At 67.3% G+C, this 14,876-nt stretch carries 15 protein-coding genes; 3 read left to right on the plus strand and 12 right to left on the minus strand.

From position 1 onward, the window contains the following. Positions 1 to 84: 84 nt before the first annotated feature. From NHN26_RS06665 to purC, 5 genes are all read right to left on the minus strand, one after another. Entirely contained in the window at positions 85 to 1,416 is a 1,332-nt protein-coding gene (locus NHN26_RS06665; RefSeq protein ID WP_253088722.1) for a sigma-54-dependent transcriptional regulator, read from the minus strand. A gap of 9 nt (positions 1,417 to 1,425) precedes the next feature. Next, a complete protein-coding gene (locus NHN26_RS06670) occupies positions 1,426 to 3,189 on the minus strand; it encodes a sensor histidine kinase (protein WP_253088723.1) in 1,764 nt (587 codons plus the stop codon). 46 nt (positions 3,190 to 3,235) lie between these two features. Continuing rightward, complete coding sequence (gene purQ, locus NHN26_RS06675; protein ID WP_253088724.1) at positions 3,236 to 3,904, minus strand: phosphoribosylformylglycinamidine synthase subunit PurQ; 669 nt, start codon at positions 3,902 to 3,904, stop codon at positions 3,236 to 3,238. Between the two features lie 14 nt (positions 3,905 to 3,918). Then, positions 3,919 to 4,158 carry a phosphoribosylformylglycinamidine synthase subunit PurS gene (gene purS, locus NHN26_RS06680; RefSeq protein ID WP_253088725.1) on the minus strand — a complete coding sequence of 80 codons (240 nt, stop codon included), beginning with the start codon at positions 4,156 to 4,158 and terminating at the stop codon, positions 3,919 to 3,921. Between the two features lie 183 nt (positions 4,159 to 4,341). Then, a complete protein-coding gene (gene purC / locus NHN26_RS06685; protein WP_253088726.1) occupies positions 4,342 to 5,103 on the minus strand; it encodes a phosphoribosylaminoimidazolesuccinocarboxamide synthase in 762 nt (253 codons plus the stop codon). Positions 5,104 to 5,391: 288 nt separating this feature from the next. Here purC and NHN26_RS06690 point away from each other — a divergent pair, with 288 nt between their 5' ends. The 3 genes from NHN26_RS06690 (at position 5,392) to bmt (ending at position 7,401) form a co-directional block, all read left to right on the plus strand. Continuing rightward, on the plus strand, positions 5,392 to 5,850 hold the full coding sequence (locus NHN26_RS06690; protein WP_253088727.1) for an SRPBCC family protein: 459 nt from the start codon (positions 5,392 to 5,394) through the stop codon (positions 5,848 to 5,850). Positions 5,851 to 5,960: 110 nt separating this feature from the next. Then, entirely contained in the window at positions 5,961 to 6,275 is a 315-nt protein-coding gene (locus NHN26_RS06695) for a DUF1476 domain-containing protein (RefSeq protein WP_253088728.1), read from the plus strand. A 115-nt stretch (positions 6,276 to 6,390) separates the two neighbouring features. Then, entirely contained in the window at positions 6,391 to 7,401 is a 1,011-nt protein-coding gene (gene bmt / locus NHN26_RS06700; protein ID WP_253088729.1) for a betaine--homocysteine S-methyltransferase, read from the plus strand. 27 nt (positions 7,402 to 7,428) lie between these two features. Here bmt and NHN26_RS06705 read toward each other — a convergent pair whose 3' ends face one another. From NHN26_RS06705 to NHN26_RS06735, 7 genes are all read right to left on the minus strand, one after another. After that, on the minus strand, positions 7,429 to 7,575 hold the full coding sequence (locus NHN26_RS06705) for a hypothetical protein (RefSeq protein WP_253088730.1): 147 nt from the start codon (positions 7,573 to 7,575) through the stop codon (positions 7,429 to 7,431). After that, positions 7,572 to 8,180 (minus strand): holin family protein, encoded by a 609-nt coding sequence (locus NHN26_RS06710; protein ID WP_253088731.1) that lies wholly within the window; start codon positions 8,178 to 8,180, stop codon positions 7,572 to 7,574. Before NHN26_RS06710 ends, NHN26_RS06705 begins: the two co-directional genes overlap by 4 nt. Continuing rightward, positions 8,171 to 8,782: a holin-associated N-acetylmuramidase gene (locus NHN26_RS06715; protein WP_253088732.1), complete on the minus strand. Its 612-nt coding sequence runs from the start codon at positions 8,780 to 8,782 to the stop codon at positions 8,171 to 8,173. The genes NHN26_RS06710 and NHN26_RS06715 overlap by 10 nt, the downstream gene beginning before the upstream one ends. A gap of 104 nt (positions 8,783 to 8,886) precedes the next feature. Next, positions 8,887 to 9,348, minus strand: coding sequence for a cytochrome c maturation protein CcmE (gene ccmE, locus NHN26_RS06720; protein ID WP_253088733.1), 462 nt, complete (start codon positions 9,346 to 9,348; stop codon positions 8,887 to 8,889). Positions 9,349 to 9,360: 12 nt separating this feature from the next. Continuing rightward, positions 9,361 to 10,389, minus strand: coding sequence for an N-acetyl-gamma-glutamyl-phosphate reductase (gene argC / locus NHN26_RS06725; protein WP_253088734.1), 1,029 nt, complete (start codon positions 10,387 to 10,389; stop codon positions 9,361 to 9,363). A gap of 57 nt (positions 10,390 to 10,446) precedes the next feature. Continuing rightward, positions 10,447 to 11,259, minus strand: a complete 813-nt coding sequence (locus tag NHN26_RS06730) for a glutamate racemase (RefSeq protein WP_253088735.1) — start codon at positions 11,257 to 11,259, stop codon at positions 10,447 to 10,449. A 132-nt stretch (positions 11,260 to 11,391) separates the two neighbouring features. Next, the gene (locus NHN26_RS06735; protein ID WP_253088736.1) at positions 11,392 to 14,790 is read right to left on the minus strand and encodes an indolepyruvate ferredoxin oxidoreductase family protein; all 3,399 of its coding nucleotides are present in this window, start codon (positions 14,788 to 14,790) and stop codon (positions 11,392 to 11,394) included. Positions 14,791 to 14,876 lie beyond the last annotated feature (86 nt).

Below are 14,876 nucleotides of genomic sequence, written 5' to 3' on the forward strand. Positions count from 1 at the left end.
ATGTCGCTCAGGACAGTGCACCGCTGGGCGACATTAGCGGCACTTGACCGCCAAACACAATGCCTTTTTCCGCCCCATTCCGCCTCAGAGATAGTCGGCGCGGCTGAGTCCGTACTTGGCCATCTTCTCGTTCAGCGTGCGCCGGGGCAGGCAAAGCTCTTCCATGACGCCCGCGATCGAGCCTTTGTGACGGCGCATCGTGTTGTCGATCAGCATCCGTTCGAAGGCCTCGACATATTCCTTCAGCGGCTTGCCTTCGGTCGTCATCACCGGCCGCGTCGCCTCGTTGTCTGCCATCAGCAGGCTGGCGATCGTGCCGGAGCCGCGCCGACTCTGCAGCACCGCGCGCTCGGAAATGTTGATGAGCTGGCGGATATTTCCGGGCCAGGGGGCCTGCATCAGTTGCGCGGCCTCCTGTGCGCTGACTTCGGGCACGTCGCAGCCATATTCCTCGGCGAACTGCTCGGAGAACCGGTTGAACAGCGTCAGGATATCCTCACCCCTGTTGCGCAGCGGCGGCAGCGTGATCTTCATCGCCGCAAGCCGGTAGTAAAGGTCGGGACGCAGCACGTCCTCGACGGTCTTGTCCTGCTCCTGCAGGTTCGACACCGCGATGATGCGCGTCTCCGCAGGACTGCCCTGATCGTTGATGAAGGTCAGAAGCCGCGCCTGCAAGGCGGGCGACAGCGCCTCGACATCCTCAAGGCACAGCGTGCCGCCGCGGGCCTCCTCGACCGCCGGAAGCGCGCCGCCTTCCTCGACCGGGCCGAACAGCCGGGCCGACAATGCGTCGGGATCGCAGGCGGCACAGGCGATCTGCACGAATTTCCTGCCCGCCCGGGGACCGACCGCATGCAGCGCATGCGCCACCAGGGTCTTGCCGGTGCCGGTCTCGCCGTCGATCAGCACATGACCATCCGCCTGTCCCAGATCCAGGATATCCTCGCGCAGCCGCTCCATCACCGGGGAGAAGCCCATCAGCTTCTTGACCAGCACCGAGCCGTCGCCCAGTTCGCGACGCAGCGCCCGGTTGTCCAGAACCAGCCGCCGCGCCTGGCTCGCCCGCTTGGCCAGTTCCGTCATGCGGTCGGGGTTGAACGGCTTCTCCATGAAGTCATAGGCGCCGATCCGCATCGCCTCGACCGCCATGGGCACATCGCCATGGCCAGTGATCATGATCACCGGCAGCGTGGAATCGAGGCTCATCAGCTTCTTCAGGAACGAGAGCCCGTCCATGCCCGGCATCTTGATGTCGGTGACGACGACGCCCGGGAAATCGGGACCGATCTCCTTCAGCGCGTCCTCGGCGCGGGCGAAGGTGGCGGTCTCGAACCCGCTCAGCGCCAGCCACTGGCTGATCGACTGTCGCATGTCCTGCTCGTCGTCGACGATGGCGATCTTCATGGCCTGTGGCATTCCTGGTCCTTATTCCGCAGCTTCCATGTCCCGGTTCAGTATCGGGAGCTGGACTTCGAATACGGCCCCGCCCTCGCGCCCGTTGCGCGCGGTCAGTCGGCCGCCGAGGTCGTTGACGATCCCAGACGAGATCGCAAGGCCCAGCCCGACACCGTCGCCGGGCTGCTTGGTGGTGTAGAAGGGCTCGAACAGCCGGTCCAGATCCTCGATCCCGTGACCGTTGTCGCGCACCGTCAGCGTCGCGGTCTCGCCGGCCGACAGGATGACATCGACCTGCGGCTCGGCCGAGTCGCGCGTGGCGTCCAGCGCGTTGCGCAGCAGGTTGATGATCACCTGCTCCAGCCGAACCCGGTCGGCCATCACCATCACCGGCTCGCGCGGCAGGGTCCGGGTGATCGTGACCTTGCGGCGCTTCAGCTGGGGCTCCATCATCGACAACGCGCCCGACACGCAGGAGCGCACGTCCAGCGGCTCGAACGCGTCACCACCCTTGCGGGCATAGCTTTTCAGTTGGCGCGTGATGGCCCCCATCCGTTCGATCAGGTCGTCGATCCGCTGGAAGGAGGACAGCGCCTCGTCCGGCCGCTTGCGCTGCAACAACAGCCGCGCACCGGCCAGATAGGTCTTCATCGCGGCCAGCGGCTGGTTCAGTTCGTGGCTGACCGCGGCCGACATCTCGCCCAGCGCCGCCAGTTTCGAGCTTTGCGCCAATGTCTGCTCGGCGACCTGCAGGTTCTGCTCGGCGCGCTCGCGCTCGGCGATCTCGCGCTGCAACCGCGCATTCAGCTCGCGCAGTTCGGCGGTCTCGCGCTGGAACACCCTCGAACGCGACTGTGCCCGGCGCGACATCAGGTAGAAGGTGCCCGCCAGCAGGATGGCAAAGCCCATGATCTCCAGCGCAAGGACCGCGTTGACCTTCTCGCGCACCGAGACATAGGTGGTAAACGAGACGATCCGCCAGCCGCGGAAGGGAACGCGCGCCTCGTTGCGCATCACCGCCTCGCCCATCAGATAGGCATCGGGCGGCAAGGCGCCCCAATCGGCCGTCACCTGCAGCGCGCGCCGGATCGCCGAGGGCGGCGAGCGCACGGCCAGCGCCTCGTCGACCGTGCGCCCGCGCCAGCGCGGCTCGGTGGACAGGATGATCTGCCCCTCGCTGTCGGTGACGATGATCGCATCCGCGATGCCCGCCCAGCTCTTCTCGAACTTGGCCAGATCGACGCCCACCACGATGACGCCGGCCCTGCGGCCCTCGGAGGTGATCGCACGGGAATGCGTGAAGGAAAACGCGCCCGCCTCGGTGCGCGAGGTGATGAACACGGTATCGTTGGAACGCTGGGCCTCGACGAAAAAGGGCGCGCCGCGCAGGTCGGTGCCGATCTGCGCACGGTCGGTCGCCGCCACCACCCGGCCGGCATTGTCCAGAAGCATCAGCGAGGCCGCGCCGATCTCGTCCACATAGGAGATCAGCCGCTGCGAGCTTTGCGAGAAATCGCCGCTGTCCAGCGCCTGGATCAGCATCGGATCGCGCGACAGCAACAGCGGCACCACCGAGGCGCGCTGCAACTCGCTGACCACGCTGCCCGAATACAGCGCCAGCCGGACCTGCGCGCGGTTGCGGGTATTCTCGGTGAACCGCTCGGTCAGCCAGGTATTGGTGACCCAGACCGTCGCCACGGCAACCGCTACCAGCAGGAGCAACGCGAAGCGCTTGCCCCAGCCGCCCGCCCCTTTCGGGCGGACGATCCTCGACTGGCGAAGGGTACCCAGCATGCGGACAGGTTACGCTTCGGCGCGGCCGCGCTCAAGCGCGCCCCGCTCAGGCCAGCGCAAGCGCACCGACAAGCGAGCGGAAAAGCGCCGCCCCGTCCGTGCCGCCATGGGCAGGCTCGGCGGCGCGTTCGGGATGCGGCATCAACCCAAGAACCCGACGGTTTTCCGAAAGGATCCCGGCGATCCCGGCGGTCGAGCCGTTCGGATTGTCCTGATAGGTGAACGCGATCCGGTCCTCGTCGCGCAGCCGCGCCACCAGATCGGCATCGGCGACGTAGTTTCCGTCGTGATGGGCGATGGGAATGGTGATCCCCTGCCCCCTTGCGTAGCAGGCGGTAAAGGCGCTGTCGGCGGTCTCGACCGTCAGATCGACGGGCTTGCAGATGAATTTCAGCCCCGCATTGCGCATCAGCGCACCGGGCAGGATACCGGTCTCGGTCAGCACCTGAAAGCCGTTGCAGATGCCCAGCGCATAGCCGCCGCGATGGGTGTGCTCGATCACCGCGCGGGTGATCGGCGAGCGCGCGGCAATCGCACCGCACCGCAGGTAATCGCCGAACGAGAACCCGCCGGGGATGCCGACGACATCGACATCCGCAGGCAGCGCATTGTCCTTGTGCCAGACCATCGTGACCTCGGCGCCCGCATTGCGGAACGCCACGGCCAGATCGCGGTCGCAGTTGGAACCGGGAAAGACGAGAACGGCAGCTTTCATCGCGGTCCCCGTCCTCAACCGATCTCGATGTCGAAACGCTCGATCACCGTGTTCGCGAGCAGTTTCTCGCACATCTCGCGCACCTGCGCCTCGGCGGCGGCGCGGTCGGTCTCGGCCAGGTCCAGGTCGATCACCTTGCCCTGGCGCACCTCGCCCACCCCCTGAAAGCCCAGCGTGCCCAGCGCATGCGCCACGGCCTGACCCTGCGGGTCCAGAACGCCATCCTTCAGCATAACATGCACGCGGGCCTTCATCCTGTCGTCCTTCCTTGACTTGCCCGGACCCTTGCCCGGGGCCTTGCCCGGGTCGCGGGCGGCCCTGCCGCCCCCGCCCGTCCTCTGGGATCACCTGCGCCTGTGCTTGCCGCGGGCGCCGTCGCGTGTGGGGTCATGTCCGGGGCGGGTTTGTGATGACACAAGCCGGACACGCTTGCCCTTTCAATTGATCAGGGTCGGCTTCGATGCGTGGGTTACGTTCGTGGGCAGCACGCCCAACCGCCGGGCGACCTCGGAATAGGCATCCGTCAGGCTGCCCAGATCGCGGCGGAACACGTCCTTGTCCAGATGCTGGCCGGTCTTGACATCCCACAGCCGACAGCTGTCGGGGCTGATCTCGTCGGCGACGACGAGGCGCATGAAGTCGCCGTCCCAGATCCGGCCGATCTCGATCTTGAAATCCACCAGCTTGATGCCGACCGCCATCATCACGCCCGACAGGAAGTCGTTCACTCGAAGCGACAGCGCCACCATGTCGTCCAGATCCTGCTGGCTGGCCCAGCCGAAGGCGATGATATGCTCCTCGGTCACCATCGGATCGCCCAGCGCATCGTCCTTGAAGTAGAACTCGACGATCGGGCGCGGCAGCGGGGTGCCCTCCTCGATGCCCAGGCGCTTGGACATCGACCCGGCGGCGGTGTTGCGCACCACGACTTCCAGCGGGATGATCTCGACCTGGCGGACCAACTGCTCACGCATGTTCAGCCGCTTGATGAAATGGGTCGGCACCCCGATCGCGTTCAGCCCGGTCATGAAGAATTCGGACAGGCGGTTGTTCAGCACGCCCTTGCCCTCGATCACGTCATGCTTCTCGGCGTTGAAGGCGGTGGCGTCGTCCTTGAAATATTGCACCAGCGTCCCGGGCTCGGGGCCTTCGTACAGGATCTTCGCCTTGCCCTCGTAGATCTTCTTGCGCCTTGCCATGGATACTCCGAATCCGGATGGCGCGGGAGACGACCGCCCCGCGCACCTGTGCTGCGCTTTTAGGGCAAGGACGGTCCTGCCGCAAGGCGGCGCAGGCGGGCCCGGTTGCACGATCAGGGGGCGACCGCGGTGCCACGCCTTGCCCCATACCGGCCAACCCGAGACCAATGTATGCATTGACGCCTGCATTCTCGGCTGCAAAAAATTCCCGCTCGGGTAGAAAGCCGTTCGCCCTTTGGTTGTAGGGCGTGACTTGCCAAGCCCTGATAAGGGCCGAAAGGAAAGCTGATGGACCGGCCTGTGGTCGATCACGCAGCCCCTGTGCGAACCTTGGCACAGGAGTTCATACAAGCCGACCGCGAACGGGTCTGGCATACCCTCACCGATTTCGAAAGCTGGCCCGCCTGGAACGCCGCCATCCGCAGGGTGAATGTCGGCGGCCCCCTTGCCGATGGCGCGTCCCTGATCTGGACCAATGCGCGCGGGCTGACCCTGTGCGCACGGATCGCCCGGCTGGAACCCTGTGGCAGCATCGGCTGGATCGAACGTGCCGGCGAGCTTCAGGCCGGCTATCTGCTCACACTCGCGCCGCGCGACGGGGGAACGCTGGCCACCATCGAGGCCTCCGTGGCCTCGGGCCTTGCGCGCCTCCTGCCGGGGCTGACCGAACGCGCGCTGAATGCCGGGCTGCGGCGCGGATTGGCGGCCCTGCGCAGCGAGACCGAGCACCGCTCGGCCCGAGGATGACGACCCGGGGGGCGAAGAACCGTGCCCGAAGGGCAGGCTGCCCCTAGGCATCGGGGCGTTCTTCCCTTAAATGGCTCTCGAATGCGGAATCCCAGGAGGGCCAGACCCCAATGACCACCTTCGAAGATCGCGAGAACGCCTTCGAGAACAAGTTCGCCCATGACTCCGAACTTCAGTTCAGGGCCGAGGCCCGACGCAACAAGCTTCTGGGCCTCTGGGCGGCAGAGTTGATGGGGATGTCGGAAGATGCCGCGCTCGACTACGCCAGGCAGGTGGTCAAGGCCGATTTCGAGGAACCCGGCGAAGAAGATGTCTATCGCAAGGTGGCCGGCGATCTCGGCGACCGTGCCGACGAGGCGACGATCCGCGCCAAGATGTCCGAACTGATGGCCGTCGCCAAGGACCAGATCATGAACGAAACCTGAGGCGCCCGCGCCTCGTTGAACGCGCGGCCCCGCCGGGCGCGTGCCCCGTTCCCTCGATCGCGACCGGCGGCCCCCTCCGGCGGGCAGCAGCACCGTTTCGAAAAGGACGTGACCGATGACCGACGCGCTTTCCCACCTGCTCGCGTCCCGCGACTGGCTGATGGCCGACGGCGCCACGGGGACCAATCTTTTCAATATCGGGCTGTCCTCGGGCGAGGCACCGGAACTCTGGAATACCGACCGGCCCGACGCGATCCGCGCGCTATATCGCGGCGCGGTTCAGGCGGGATCGGACATCTTCCTGACCAATTCCTTCGGCGGCAACGCCGCGCGGCTGAAACTGCATGACGCTCATACCCGGGTGGGCGAGCTGAACCGCGTTGCCGCCGAACTGGGCCGCGAGGTGGCGGATACCGCGGGCCGTCCCGTCGTCGTGGCGGGGTCGATGGGGCCGACCGGCGAGATCATGGAGCCGATGGGGCCGCTGTCCTTCGCCTCGGCGGTCGAGATCTTCCACGAGCAGGCCGAGGCGCTCAAGGCCGGCGGCGCCGATATCCTCTGGGTCGAGACGATCAGCGCGGCCGACGAGTACAAGGCCGCGGCCGAGGCCGCCCGGCTGGCCGACATGCCCTGGTGCGGCACGATGAGCTTCGACACCGCGGGCCGCACCATGATGGGCCTGACCGCGGCCGATCTGGTCGAACTGGTGGAACGGCTTGCCTGGAAACCCGTTGCCTTCGGCGCGAATTGCGGCGTCGGCGCGTCCGACCTGCTGCGCACGGTGCTGGGCTTTGCCGCGGCCGGATCGGAACGGCCGATCATCGCCAAGGGCAATGCGGGCATCCCGAAATACCACGATGGGCATATCCATTACGACGGCACGCCCGAACTGATGGCCGATTACGCGGTGCTTGCGCGCGATTGCGGGGCGCGGATCATCGGTGGCTGCTGCGGCACCACGCCCGACCACCTGCGCGCCATGCGCACGGCCCTCGAAACCCGCCCCACCGGCCCGCGCCCCAGCCTCGACGAGATCGCCGCGCGGCTCGGCGGCTTTTCCTCGGCCTCGGACGGAACCGGCGATTCCGACAGCCCGGACCGTCCCCGGCGGCGCAGGCGGGGCTGACGGGAGGCCCGCCGCCCTGCCGCCGCCCTAGAACAGCGCCACCACCAGGCCGACCCCAATCAGCGCAAGCACCAACGCGCTGCTCGGGGGCTCGGTCCGGTCGTGTTTCCAGAAGGCGGCCATGGCGCCAAGCGCCCCCAGCACGCAAAGATCGGTGGCGAACGCGAAGCTCATTCCGTGGACCTCCAGGCGTCGAGCGCAGGGTTCGGCCCCGCCACAGGCCCCGGGGCCGACACCGGTGCCGGACGCGGATCGACCGGCGCCGCGGCGGTGGCGGGCGCGGCGGGCTGCCGCGGCGCGGCGGTTACGGATTTTTCAAGCTGGTCCAGAGCGCGCAGGTTCTCCAGCACCACGGGGCTCCGCGCCATGGTCTCGGCGATCGAGCGCTGGAACTCCTGCCCCTTGGCCTGGTAGCGCGAGCCGAAATAGAAGCTGATGATCGCTCCCAGAAGCCACCACAGCGGCTCGGGCACCAGCGCGATCCCCTGCATCCGCGACGAGAACCAGATCGGATCGACCATCGCCGAGACCAGCAGGAACACCGTCCCCAGGGCTAGGAACGGACGCGGCAACCGGTTCATGCCATCCACCAGCCGGTCGAACAGACAGCGCTGGGGATGGGCGAATTCATGGCCGAACTGCTCCAGCGCGGCACGCTGCAGATCCGCCGCGCGCTGGTCGGCGGCCTCGGCATTCACGCGAAAGACCTCGGCCGTCTCGGTGATGACATTGCGCCCGACCCCGAACAGCACGTTGGCCAGCCCGAATTTCAGCCCCATTTCGACGTCCTTTCCCGGTGTTCGGCCTCGCTCAGGTGATAGCGGACCGAGATGAATTCCTCTGCACGGACGATCCAGCCGCCCTTGCCGCCATCGCGGCGCCGGGCGAACTTGCGGCTGGCGGGCCGATCATCGGCGATGGCGTAGTAGTAATTGCGCCGTGCGATGCCATAGGCGTCCACGATATGCTCGGGCGCGGCGGCGGCGGCGGTTTCGGCGGCAAGCGCGGTCTTCGGCCCGATCACGCCATCGACGGCGATCCGCTGGCCCATGTCGTTGAACAGCCGTTGCAGGATCTTCACCGCGTTTCCGCCCGCGTTCACATACATGTCGAAGACCGACGCATGCAGCAGCCCGGGCAGCGTGTGGATGCGCGGGCGACGGAAGTAATGATCGATGAAGATCGTGACCGCATCCTCGCGGGTCAGCGCGCGGACATCCGCCTCGGTCACCCTGGCGTCGCCGGTCTTGTCGATCCCCAGCGCCTTGAGCGTGCCCAGCGTCACCCCGTATTTCGTGCCCCCCCCGGGATCGTCGGGGTCGTTCACGAAGCCGCCCTCCCGGGCGACGATCTGTTCCGCAAGCTCTCTGACGGTGCGCATGAAGACCCCCCGTTCGTCAATCGAAGCGGGGGGCATATTGTATCAGTCGCGGTTAACGCGGCCCGAGACCACCGTGCGCTGGTGCAACGGCCCGGTACGAGGGCTCAGGTGCCGCCGGACGCCTCGCCCTCGGCATGGCGGTAGACACCCTGTTCCTTCAGCGCGTCCACGACCTCGCGCGGCATGTAGCTTTCGTCATGCTTGGCCAGGATCTCATGCGCCACGAACACCCCGTCGATCAGCCGGCCGGTGCCCACCATGCCCTGGTTCTCGGCGAACAGGTCGGGCAGCACGCCGGTATAGGTGACAGGGACCGCCGCCCCGCCATCGGTCACGGAAAAGCGGATCGTCTCCCCCTGCCCGCGCTGAAGGCTGCCTTCCTCGACCAGCCCGCCGATGCGGAACACCTCGGTCGGCGCGGGCGGCTCGGCCACGATCTGGCTGGGCGAGCGGAAGAAATTGATCCCGTCCCGCATGGCATAGCCGATCAGCGCCGTGGAAATACCCAGCGCCACAAAGGCCACCAGGATGATCTGTATCCGTCTTTGCTTCTTCAGTCCGCGCATCGTCTCACTCCGTCAGGGGAAGCACGGCGCCAGCATCAGCCCCGTCTCCTCCGCGATCCCCAGCATCAGGTTCGCGTTCTGCACCGCCTGCCCCGACGACCCCTTGGTCAGGTTGTCGAGCGCCGCGAACACCACCGCTCTGCCCGGCCGCCGGTCCCCCACCACGCCCAGATGGACGAAGTTCGACCCCCGCACATGGCGGGTCGAGGGATGCTCGCCGAAAGGCAGAACCTGGAGGAAGGTCTCACCTTCGTAAGCCCTTGCCAAGGCGGAATGGATGGCCTGCGGATCACCTTTCAGCCAGCAGGTCGCAAGGATGCCCCGGTTCGCGGGAATCAGGTGCGGCGTGAACTGCACCTCGACCCTGCGCCCGGCCGCCTTGCTGAACTCCTGGTCGAACTCGCCCAGATGGCGATGGGTGCCGCCGACCGCATAGGCATGGAACCCCTCGGACAGTTCGGCATGCAGAAGGTTCTCCTTCAGCGCCCTGCCCGCCCCCGAAACGCCTGCCTTCAGGTCGATCGCGATATCGTCAAGGTCGATCACGCCCGCCCGGATCAGCGGGACCAGCGCATATTGCCCGGCCGCCGCGTTGCATCCTGTGCCCGCGACCAGCCGGGCGGCGCAAATCTCGTCGCGATAGAACTCGGTCAGCCCATAGACCGCCTCGGCCTGCAATTCGGGCGCGGCATGGGGCTTGCCATACCATTTCTCGTACGCCGCCGGATCGCGCAGCCGGAAATCCGCCGACAGGTCCACGATCTTCAGGCTACGCGGCAGCGCCCGGATCACCTCCTGGCTGGTGGCATGGGGCAGCGCGCAAAAGCACAGATCGACCGCGGCGAAGTCGATCTCCTCGATCCGCACAAGATCGGGCAGGTCCAGGTGACGCAGATGCGGGAACACCGCGGCCATCGGCTGGCCCGCCTTGCGCTCGCCCGACAGCGCCACGATCCGCATGTCGGGATGGGTGGCGATCAGCCGGACCAGTTCGGCCCCGGTATAGCCCGAGGCGCCCAGGATGGCGACGGAATGGGTCATCTTGCGCTCCCCGCTGGTGACGGATGGGGTTCTAGACGCGACGGGCCACGCCCGCAATCACGCGGCACGGAATTCGATGCGGCGGCGCAGGAATTGCGTGGCCTTGTTCGACACCGCCGCCGGATCGCCCGTGGTCAGGAACATCGACTCGGTGCCCGGCCCCAGCATCCCGGGATGGCGGCCCAGGTAATCGGCCAGGCTTTCGGCCACCAGATTCGCCTGCGAATAGACCCGCACCTCGGGGCCCAGCGCGTCCTGAAAGGCGCGCTCCATCAGCGGATAATGCGTGCAGCCCAGGATCGCGGCCTCCGGATGCGGCATCCGCCGTTTCAGCGCCTCGACATGGGAGCGCACCAGCGCCTCTGCCAGCATCTCGTCGCCCTGCTCGATCGCATCGACCACGCCGCCGCAGGGCTGGGCCTCGACATCGACACCGATGGCACGAAAGGCCAGTTCCCGCTGGAACGCGCGGCTCGCGACCGTCGCGGGCGTGGCAAACAGCGCCACATGCTTGATCGCCACCTCGCGCGGGGGGGAATTGTCGCCCCATTGCCGTTCGGTCAGCGCCTCGATCAGCGGGACAAACACACCCAGCACGCGCTTGTCCTTCGGCACCCAGCTTTCCTGCATCCGCCTGAGTGCGGCGGCCGAGGCCGTGTTGCAGGCCAGGATCACCAGGTCGCAGCCTGCCTCGAACAGCCGGCTCACGCCCGCCGTGGTCAGCCGGTAAACGTCCTCGGCATCGCGCACCCCGTAGGGCGCATGGGCATTGTCGCCGAAATAGACGAAGGGCACGTCGGGCAGCCGCCGCGCGACGGCATCCAGCACCGTCAACCCCCCAAGACCGGAATCGAACACACCCACTGCCATGGCCTGCCTCTTGCGCTGTGCGTGGCGCCCGGGCAGGGCCGCCGGAGGGGCGGCGCCCGGGGCTGTTTTCCCACTCATAAGTCGAGTTGTGACGGAAATCCATCGCCGCAATGCGCGCGGCTGACCCACCCGCTATTCAGCCGCCTGGCACAGCGCCATGCCCCCCGCCCGGAACGCGGCCAGCAAGTCCGCGCGCCGTTCCGCCGCCTCGGCCTCGGCCTTCGCCTTGACCGGACCGAAGCCCTTGACCGAAAGCGGCAGTTCCGCCAATGCCACCGCGGCCTCAAGACGATCCGGCGTCAGCCCTGCAATCACCTCGGCCATGTCCGCCTCGTAAGTCCGGATCGCCGCCCGCTCGCGCCGCCGCTCGCCCTGCCAGCCGAACGGGTCCAGCGGCGTGCCCCTAAGCCGCCGCATCCCCGCCAGCAGGCGAAAGACCCGCTCCATCCGCGGGCCATAGCGCCGCTTGGCGGGCCGCCCGTCCGGCCCCTTGGCGCCAAGGAAGGGCGGCGCCAGCAGATAGCTTATCTCGAAATCGCCCGAAAACTCGGCCCGCGCCCTGGCGGCGGTTTCCAGATGCAGCCGCGCGACCTCGTATTCGTCCTTGTAGGCAAGCAGCTTGTGATACCCTTTCGCCACCGCCTCCTTCAGGCGCGGATCGGCCACCCGCTCGACAAGACGGCGATAGCGGCGCGCCAGTCGGGCCGACTGATAGGCCGCCAGATGCGCCTCGCGCATGGCGATCCTCTCGGCCAGCGTCCGGGGCTGCGCCTCCGGGGTGGCGATGGCGCGCTCTGCCGCATCGGGGTGCGCCGCCGCCCAGCGCCCGATCTCGAAGGCACGCCGGTTGCCCGCCGCATCGGCACCGTTCAGTTCGATCGCCCGCAGGATCGCCGCCAGCGACAGGGGCACCAGACCGCGCTGCCAGGCGGCCCCGGTGACGATCATGTTGGCATAGATCGTGTTCCCCATCAGCCGATGCGCAAGTTCCGTCGAATCAATCAGTTGCAGCAGGTCCTTCAACCGCGCCCGCAAGGCCAGTTCCAGCCGGTCCGAGGGCACGCGGAACCCGGGATCGCGGGTAAAGGCGCCGGTCACGATGTCATGGGAATTGACCACCGCGCCCGTGCGCCCCGTGGTCATCAGCCCGATGGTCTTCGCCCCCGCCGTCACCACCAGATCGCCGCCGATCACCGCATCGGCCTCGCCCGTGGCCACCCGGATCGCCGAGATATCGCCGGGCCGCTCGGCGATGCGGCAATGGACATGCACAGCACCGCCCTTCTGGGCCAGCCCCGCCATCTCCATCATGCCCGCGCCCTTGCCCTCGACATGGGCGGCCATGGCAAGGATCGCGCCGATGGTCACGGCCCCGGTGCCGCCGACCCCGGTAACGACCATGTTCCACGTCCCCTCGATCGCGGGCAGCACGGGCTCGGGCAGGTCGCCGATCTCGATCTCCCGCGCCTCGCGCCGCAGCGCCGCGCCCTTCAGCGTGACAAAGCTGGGGCAGAACCCCTTGAGGCAGGAGAAATCCTTGTTGCAGGCCGACTGGTCGATGGCCCGCTTGCGGCCGAACTCGGTCTCGGCCGGCACGATGGCCACGCAATTCGACTGCACCCCGCAATCGCCGCAGCCCTCGCAGATGTCCGTGTTGATGAACACCCGCGTATCCGGGTCGGGAAAGGCGCCCTTCTTGCGGCGGCGGCGCTTCTCGGCGGCGCAGGTCTGGATATAGACCAAGGCCGTCACCCCCTCGATCCGGCTCAGCCGCTCCTGCACCGCCATCAGCTCGGCACGCGGATGCAGCGGCACACCGGGCGGGAAGGCTTTCGGGTCGACCGCCTCCTTCTCGTCATGCACGACCTCGACGCGGCGCACCCCTGCCGCGATCAGCTCCGCCACGATCTGGCCGGCCGTCAGCCCGCCATCGTTGCCCTGCCCGCCGGTCATGGCGACCGCGTCGTTGTAGAGGACCTTGTAGGTGATGTTCACACCCGCCGCGACGGCCGCATGGATCGCCAGCCGCCCCGAATGGTTGTAGGTGCCGTCGCCCAGGTTCTGGAACACATGGCCGCGGGTCGAGAACGGCGCCTCGCCGATCCAGTTCGCCCCTTCGGCGCCCATATGGGTGTAGCCGGATGTCTCGCGATCCATCCACATCGCCATGATGTGGCAGCCGATCCCGGCATAGGCGCGCGCGCCCTCGGGCAGCCGGGTCGAGCTGTTATGCGGGCAGCCCGCGCAGAAATAGGGCAGCCGCGCGGCCAGATCCAGCGCATTGTCCGCCCGCCGCGCCGCGCGGATCCGCTCCAGCGCCGCCACCAGCCCGTCGGACCCGCGCCCCTCCTCGATCAGCACCTCGCCCAGCTTCTCGGCGATCAGCACCGGGTCCAGCGCAAAGCGGGTCGGGAACAGTTCCTCGTCGCGGTCATTCTTCCAGCCATAGATGCGCCGACCCCGGCGGTTGTGAAAGATCGCCTCCTTGGCCTGCACCTCGATGAGTTTCCGCTTCTCCTCGACCACCACGATCAGGTCCAGCCCCTCGGCGAACTCGGCGAACCCCTTCATGTCCAGCGGAAAGGTCTGGCCCACCTTGTAGGTGCTGATCCCCAGCCGCTCGGCCTCACTCTCGTCGATGCCCAGAAGCCCCAGCGCATGCACCAGATCCAGCCAGTTCTTGCCCGCCGCGACCAGCCCGATCCTGGCCCCCGGCTTGCCCCACACCCGCCGGTCGATCCGGTTGGCATGGGCAAACGCCTCGGCCGCGAAGCGCTTGTGGTCGATCATGCGCGCTTCCTGCGCGACCCAGTGATCGCCAAGACGGATGTTCAGCCCACCCTCGGGCATCGGGAAATCGGGGGTCACGAAGGCCATGCGATCCGGGCGGCCATCTACCACGGAGGTCACCTCGACCGTGTCCTTCATCAGCTTCAGCCCGACCCAGACGCCCGCGAAGCGCGACAGCGCATAGCCGAAAAGCCCGAAATCGAGGATCTCCTGCACCCCGGCAGGCGACAGCACCGGCATGTAGACATCGACCATCGCCCAGTCCGACTGGTGGCAGGTGGTCGAGCTTTCGCCGGTGTGATCGTCCCCCATCGCCATCAGCACCCCGCCATGGGGCGAGGTTCCGGCCATGTTCGCATGCCGCATCACGTCGCCCGAACGGTCCACCCCCGGCCCCTTGCCGTACCACAGCCCGAAGACGCCATCGAACCGGCCCTCGCCCCGCAGTTCCGCCTGCTGCGTGCCCCACAGCGCCGTGGCTGCCAAATCCTCGTTCAGGCCCGGCTGAAAAAGCACATCCGCCGCCTGCAAATCGGCCTTCGCACGTGCCATCGTCATGTCGACGGCACCCAACGGCGAGCCGCGATAGCCGGTAACGTAACCGGCGGTGTTCAGCCCCGCCGCCCGGTCGCGCGCCTTCTGCATCAGCATCAGCCGGACCAGCGCCTGGGTGCCGTTCAGCAACACGGGCGATTTCGCCAGATCGTAGCGATCGTGAAGGCTGACATCCTGACGGATCATGCGTGCCCCTCCCCTGGCGTGCTCCTCGTTATATTAGGTCAAAAACCATGACCTACAAAATCAATTCCGCGCCCGATCTTGGTTTG

This window comes from Rhodovulum tesquicola, from assembly GCF_024128855.1.
Lineage (GTDB): Bacteria > Pseudomonadota > Alphaproteobacteria > Rhodobacterales > Rhodobacteraceae > Rhodovulum > Rhodovulum tesquicola.